The following is a 6,632-nucleotide window of genomic DNA, read 5'->3' on the forward strand; positions in this document are numbered from 1 at the left end:
TGGGCGAAATGCGCCTGGTAAGCAGAGTTTTTGAAATGTAAGGCCTTTGAATAAGACAAAAGGCTGCCTCATCGCTAACTTTGCAACAGTGCCGACCGCAATACTGTCATGAAAATGACCGGTCTGACTGAAGATGACTGGCACAAATCCGCCACTAATCCCCCTTTCCTGGCACTCCCTGCCGGGCCATCAGTGAAAACTGGTGGCCCGGCAGGGAGGCACCAGACTCAGGCTCAGCCTGCCAGCCACAGCGATTTAACAGTTTCATTATCCCAGTTACGTTCCCTGTCAGACGTACTGTCAGCGGATTTGTCTGTTGGCCATTGTCGTCAAAAGCGGCATCAAGGTTTGTCCGTAAGAGATAAACACCGTTTACTCCAGGATTGAGTACCAAAGCATATCGTCCGGCCCATTCTCTGTCGCTCATTACGCGGTAATTCCAGCCCATGTCTTTCGCTGTTTCCAGCGCATACGTCAGCCGGAACATGTCGTTCTGTTCAGTCAACTCGCCGCTGCAGGAGCGCCAGACATAGCCCAGTTTGTCGACCAGCTTAGCTCTCACACCCAGCAAACGCCCCTGATTCAGTAACCACCCGATATCCTGTGCCACATCGCGCGAGAATCGCCGTTGCTTCAGTGCTGCCGCGAGCCAGCGGGTGAGAAAGAGATTTTCCTGTGCGGGAGAGAGTTCTCCCTGCTCCTGTCTGGCCAGTGCCAGCGCGACCAGTGCACACCATGCCAGATGGCCTGTTTTTTCTGTCAGCGTCATAACAGATACCTCCCTTCAGTCTTACTGATTCCCTGGTCTTAAATCTCAGTTGTTCAGCTCTGTACAGTCGGTCTCAGCTGCCATGTTGCCCCACCAAAACAGGTCACACCGACCACCTGCTCCCAGGTTTCCTTCTGCTCCAGCAGCTTCTCCAGCGCATGAAAGTCCGCGCGCGAGAGCACAATATCTTCCCGCTCGCCGGGCGACTCCAGAATATACCCCTCAGGTATCCGCGTGGCCGATTCACCAGCCTGCCGTGAGGATATGCGGTAAAAGGTTTTGATGCATCCTCCGCGAGTGAGGGCATCGAGGATGATGCTTTCGGCAACGCGCATGACTGGCTCCGGTTAAAAGTGTTTCACGTCTTTGCCGGTGTGCAACTGGCGACGCTCATCATGCCGCGTAGTGCTTCCACAGACAACGGCTTTGCCTCATTGCCCCGGTGGACCATCGCATGGCAGTTCGGGCAAGGAATGCTATGGTAAATATAACCTTCCCCTTACACTCATGAAGCTTATGGAAGAATTATTCACTTGTCCGATATGTAAACTCTCATTTGGCCATAAAGCTAGGTTGAGAAAGCATATAAAAAAGCATACGAAATCCCTTGAAAAGAATCTCGCTAAGGCCAACTCAACCAAAAAGGCTGAGCATGAAAAGATGCTTATTCAGGAGAGGATTGCAAGGACAGGTAGCGCTTTTAAAAATGAATCGGAGAGAAATAAGTACTTTGAAAGAAGGCGTGCTGAAAACCCCATATTTGTGACCTGCTCCCCGTTGATTAGTACACCCCGATGTTAGTAATGTCTTCATAAGCCACATGAGGACATCCCCATGAAGAAGCGTTTTTCCGACGAACAGATCATCAGTATTCTCCGCGAAGCCGAAGCTGGGGTACCCGCCCGTGAACTCTGCCGCAAGCATGCCATTTCCGATGCCACGTTTTACACCTGGCGTAAGAAGTATGGCGGGATGGAGGTGCCTGAAGTTAAGCGCCTGAAGTCGCTTGAGGAAGAGAACGCCAGACTCAAGAAGCTGCTTGCCGAAGCCATGCTGGATAAAGAGGCGCTTCAGGTGGCTCTTGGGCGAAAGTACTGACGACGGACCAGAAGCGGGAAGCCGTGATGCTGATGTGTGATGCGACCGGTCTGTCGCAACGTCGTGCCTGCAGGCTTACAGGTTTATCCCTGTCGACCTGCCGCTATGAGGCTCACCGTCCGGCTGCTGATGCGCATTTATCAGGGCGCATCACTGAGCTGGCACTGGAGCGCAGGCGTTTTGGCTACCGTCGTATTTGGCAGTTGCTGCGCCGTGAAGGGCTTCATGTTAATCATAAGCGCGTGTACCGGCTTTATCACCTCAGTGGCCTGGGCGTAAAACGCAGAAGACGTCGTAAAGGGCTGGCAACAGAACGTCTGCCGCTGCTCCGTCCGGCGGCGCCCAATCTGACCTGGTCGATGGATTTCGTCATGGACGCACTTTCCACCGGTCGCAGGATCAAGTGTCTTACCTGCGTCGATGATTTCACAAAGGAATACCTGACGGTCACTGTTGCCTTTGGGATTTCAGGCGTTCAGGTCTCGCGTATTCTGGACAGCATTGCACTGTTTCGAGGCTATCCGGCGACGATAAGAACTGACCAGGGGCCGGAGTTCACTTGCCGTGCACTGGATCAATGGGCCTTTGAGCATGGTGTTGAGTTGCGCTTAATCCAGCCGGGCAAGCCAACGCAGAACGGATTTATTGAGAGCTTTAACGGACGATTTCGCGATGAATGCCTGAATGAGCACTGGTTCAGCGATATCGTTCACGCAAGGAAAATCATTAATGACTGGCGGCAGGATTATAACGAGTGTCGTCCACATTCAGCACTGAATTATCAGACGCCATCAGAGTTTGCAGCACGGTGGCGAAATGGAAAATGTGAAGGTAAACAAACCGACCTTACTAACTGACGGTTGTATCTAATCCTGGGGGCAGGTCACGGTCTCGCCTTTTCGCCTCACTGCGTGTTGATGCCGAGTAGGTTAATTAACTGCTCGACAATCTTGTCCTCATCGAGAACCAGATTCACACTAGCCACCTGTAATTGTTCCTTGCCTGCTAGAATCCTATAGCCTGCATTCAGAGGTTGCGTTCCCAGACCTGCATGATGTGGATAGAGAAGCATAACTTGTGGGCATTGATAAATCCGTGCATAGGCCATCATCTGGTAGACATCAGCCTGCGATATGCCATGCCTGGCATCTTCGGGATGACGACCAATACGCTTCCATTTAGTGTCTATCATCATAACAATCTGATGGTTCCGCTCGATAAGCAGATCTGGTCGGGTCTGGAAGCGTGGTTTGCCTTCTTTTACGTCCTCGATCAGACAGTATAACCTGCCTGCCTGTGCACGAACCGTCCATTCCGTACCGCGTACAGCACGCTTCGCCAGCGCCGCTATATATGCCTCGAACAGGTCGTTCATTGGGAAAAGCAGTGTAATCCCGTTCTGCGCTCGTTTATCGTGGTGTGTAGCTTGCCAGTCGCGTCGCAGGAGAAGACGTGCCAGATTGTAGAGGGCTTCCCAGCGATGATTGGTTCGGTCGATCCGTACCTGTGACCACGGCAGATGACTGAAAGGGACGTCGCTAACACCCGATAACAGGATGCGCAATTCATTCAGACGACAGAGCGTATCAGCAGCGCGGGCATAATGGTGAAGCAGAACTACACACGCCTTCATAATTCGAAGCAGGGCGGTATCAGCCGACAGTTCGTCGTAACGACAGGCGAGACGGTCGGGGCGGACGGCAAGCATAGTGAATTGTCGTTTGATATTGAGCCTTCCGCGCAATGAGGGCAAATCGTCTTCCTGTGCCAAATAGGTGCGCGGTAATCCCCGATGTACTTCAGATAAGAGTCGCTCGGCGAACAAGCGGATGAGTATCTCAAGTAAGCTTTCAGCTTGTCTCGCCATTGTTGCAGCCTGTCCATTGCCGAGTTTAAGGCCGAGGGCGACATCAAGCATACGTATCAGGCGATTGCGTATTGTGGCGTCCGGTTCTATCGTCTCGTCGTCGAATTTGGGCAGGATCTCAAGGCTACATCCCGGAGCGGCAATGACCCCAACCATTTGCCCGGCAATAATTTTGTTATGGCGATCGATTAAGATATTAGTACCGTGCTGATTTGCCAGCGGATGCTCGCGCGCCGCCGTAAGCAGCGCGTTAGCCTGAGGGCGGGTAAAAGCATGAGGAGCGTTTATGCTGCTTTCAGTGTTCACACAAACACCACCCCATTCGCGAACCGTGAGGTGCGTCATTCTTTCGATTCACCAGCCACCTCAAGATCGGTGACATTTAACGTTCTGGTTTTGCCTATCAGTCGATCAAAGGCGTCATTTCTGAACGGTGCACGTACCGACCAGCTTGATAATGGTTCCCCCTCTATTCCGGGTGGCGGTAAAATCTGCGCTTCCTGCATAAAACCATCGCCCAGCACTGCCGCGATTCGGCTCCAGTCCTCGAAGAAATACTCTTGTAACAGCGGTATGACCTTATTGCGCACTGCATCTTCAACTTGTGCCCTGGATTCACAATTGATAAAGAAGGCGTGTCCAATGCGATATTCCCGACCTATAAGATATTCAATACGCTGGTTGATGGTGGTAAGAACGGCTTTGAGATCGATCCCCTCTACTTCACTTAGCAGGGTCGCGTCGGGAGCCATTTCCCGGAAGTTGAATCGCCGCCTTAATGCTGTGTCGAGCAATGCGATGGATCGATCGGCGGTATTCATGGTGCCTATGATATGAAGGTTGGCGGGGATGCCAAAATCTTTCTTTTTCGAATAAGGCAGAGTTACGGTGAGTGCATCAGGCATTCCAAGGCGTTTATCCGGCTCAATTAACGTAATCAGTTCACCGAACACTTTCGAGATATTTGCCCGGTTGATCTCATCAATAATGAGGACGAATTGTTCTGGTTGTCCTTTAACATCGGAACTATTATCCAGGTTCTCTGTACTCGAGAGCAGTCTGCCTAGCGCCGGGATATTCACACGACTGGTGGCAATGGAATAGAGCGTCCGCATGGTGAAGTTACCATCGATAATTGTATCGAGTGGCAGTGGTTCATCAAGGGTCAGTAGCCAGCGAACTGGGCGGCGGTGGGCATAGTAACCTTCGGCTTCAGGAACGAAATAGTAATCACCAGTTATTTCAGCGATAGCGCGAAACGCAGTGTTCCCGTAAGGGACAATCACGATATCACCAGGCTTCATTTCGCAACGGAAGGGATAGGTTTGCGTCCAGTTACTAGGCGTCAGATTCCCTGGATTTTGCTTGATCCATTCATCATGAATCGCGTTGAACGATGAGAATCTATCCGCGCTCCAGTCTATGGTCCCACCCCACCCCAGAGCGATATACCCATTGTCGCGGGCATCTTCATACACATCGTCTTCGGTGCCAATTGTCCCTTGCCCCATTTTCCAGAAGCGTTTCTTGGATAGTTGCAGTGCCGAGGCATCTGTCTGTGCACGGGGTTGTGTTCTGGCCTGATCGGCAAGGGCACAAATTTCTCTGAAGAGCCCCGGCGTAGGCATGAGTCTGAATCCAGCAGACGAAGACTCATCTTCACCGATTTCTGGACGAAGACCCTCAACGAAGGTTTCGTAGTCATAGCTCTGGTGGAATGTGACGAAAGAGATTCTCTTTTCTGCCATCAGTTCGTTATAGCGCGCCATCAGGGCCGCACGCCCATCTTTTGAGTTCGGATAGGCATCTTTGCCATCGCAGAGCGCTACGGCTTCCCTCGCCGTGTGATAGGTCTTTCCGGTACCTGGAGGACCGTAAAAAATAAGGTTAGTCGGAGTTGGTTTAGTCTGGGCCACCAGTTCGCTTCCTTCCGTAAGGATGAACGTATATTTCCGGGTTGTGCTCTTTTTAGGCCCTTCCGTCACCGGAGGGGGAACATCCGCTAGTTCCTGAAATTTTTGACCATCAAGAGCTTGACAGATGTTCGGCCATCCCTTGTCGAGACCCATTTCAGTATTCAGAGGACCAACTACCAGGGTGACACTTGCGTCACCTCGCTCTCTGGCTGGGGTGATGTAGTTTTCAAGGACATAATCCCGAATTTCGTCGGCCTGAGAGTCATCACCGCTCAGAAAACGTCCATATTGTCCGAGCCAGCTATTCCAGTTGGACAATCGGTTAAGCGGTTGCTCTGATTCAGGCATTAGTAACCTATAGTCATTGCCGTTGTCTTTGGCATCACGGCGAATCTCTTTGATCCGCTGCCGCAATTGCGCAAATCCATCCGCCTGGTAGGCTGCATCCAGATCTGCATGAGGAGAACCAAGTGCTGCGAGATTTTTTTCTATAGTTTTGACAGCATAAATACGGGAATTGAGGCCTGCTTGCGTTTTGGCGCCTCTGCTCTTCAACCATTCCTGAAATTCAACTTCGAGCATTTCCGATGCCCTCTCATTTTCGTTAACTTACTGATAGCTATCATTGTGGATGATGGAAGGGGCAGTACTGCAACTCTTCGCTACAGATTGCCAATACTATTAATCTTCCTTGCTGATTGTCTCGCTTGCGGGGCGAAGGGTTTGACCAACCTGACATAGCAGACAGGCATCATCCTCGAATGTAATGGTCCCTCAGGAGTGCAGCCCAAGCGCTGTGTCGCTTACCGTAAACATAGCACTATGGATGCCTCGGTCAAGGTATGTTTTTCCATAATTTATTGATAAGAAACAATAATAGTTATTATGGGCACTGTTGCAAATAGTCGGTGGTGATAAACTTATCATCCCCTTTTGCTGATGGAGCTGCACATGAACCCATTCAAAGGCCGGCATTTTCAGC

At 51.2% G+C, this 6,632-nt stretch carries 6 protein-coding genes; 1 reads left to right on the plus strand and 5 read right to left on the minus strand.

From position 1 onward, the window contains the following. Window positions 1-154: 154 nt before the first annotated feature. Window positions 155-769: a DUF2913 family protein gene (locus ACOTXF_RS23385; protein ID WP_152660210.1), complete on the minus strand. Its 615-nt coding sequence runs from the start codon at window positions 767-769 to the stop codon at window positions 155-157. A 53-nt stretch (window positions 770-822) separates the two neighbouring features. Next, entirely contained in the window at window positions 823-1,104 is a 282-nt protein-coding gene (locus ACOTXF_RS23390) for a hypothetical protein (protein ID WP_001261568.1), read from the minus strand. Window positions 1,105-1,603: 499 nt separating this feature from the next. Between ACOTXF_RS23390 and ACOTXF_RS23395 the strand changes: the two genes are divergently transcribed. After that, a protein-coding gene (locus tag ACOTXF_RS23395; protein WP_206641979.1) for an IS3 family transposase occupies window positions 1,604-2,724 on the plus strand; the annotation gives its coding sequence in 2 pieces (ribosomal slippage) (window positions 1,604-1,862 and window positions 1,862-2,724; 1,122 coding nt in all). Between the two features lie 47 nt (window positions 2,725-2,771). Here ACOTXF_RS23395 and ACOTXF_RS23400 read toward each other — a convergent pair. The 3 genes from ACOTXF_RS23400 to ACOTXF_RS23410 form a co-directional block, all read right to left on the minus strand. Further along, on the minus strand, window positions 2,772-4,079 hold the full coding sequence (locus ACOTXF_RS23400) for an McrC family protein (protein ID WP_000149431.1): 1,308 nt from the start codon (window positions 4,077-4,079) through the stop codon (window positions 2,772-2,774). Then, window positions 4,076-6,232: an AAA family ATPase gene (locus ACOTXF_RS23405; RefSeq protein ID WP_000895052.1), complete on the minus strand. Its 2,157-nt coding sequence runs from the start codon at window positions 6,230-6,232 to the stop codon at window positions 4,076-4,078. The genes ACOTXF_RS23400 and ACOTXF_RS23405 overlap by 4 nt, the downstream gene beginning before the upstream one ends. A 192-nt stretch (window positions 6,233-6,424) precedes the next feature. Next, on the minus strand, window positions 6,425-6,632 hold a 208-nt coding region (locus tag ACOTXF_RS23410), incomplete at its 5' end, for a hypothetical protein (protein ID WP_421633984.1).

The organism is Enterobacter cloacae complex sp. IR53041, assembly GCF_049238285.1.
In the GTDB taxonomy this organism is placed as follows: Bacteria; Pseudomonadota; Gammaproteobacteria; order Enterobacterales; family Enterobacteriaceae; genus Enterobacter; species Enterobacter roggenkampii.

Excerpts from the sequence above, each read along its gene's own strand:
- ACOTXF_RS23405 (WP_000895052.1), bottom strand. The coding sequence starts at position 6,232 with ATGCTCGAAGTTGAATTTCAGGAATGGTTGAAGAGCAGAGGCGCCAAA.
- ACOTXF_RS23390 (WP_001261568.1), bottom strand. The coding sequence starts at position 1,104 with ATGCGCGTTGCCGAAAGCATCATCCTCGATGCCCTCACTCGCGGAGGA.
- ACOTXF_RS23400 (WP_000149431.1), bottom strand. The coding sequence starts at position 4,079 with ATGACGCACCTCACGGTTCGCGAATGGGGTGGTGTTTGTGTGAACACT.
- ACOTXF_RS23385 (WP_152660210.1), bottom strand. The coding sequence starts at position 769 with ATGACGCTGACAGAAAAAACAGGCCATCTGGCATGGTGTGCACTGGTC.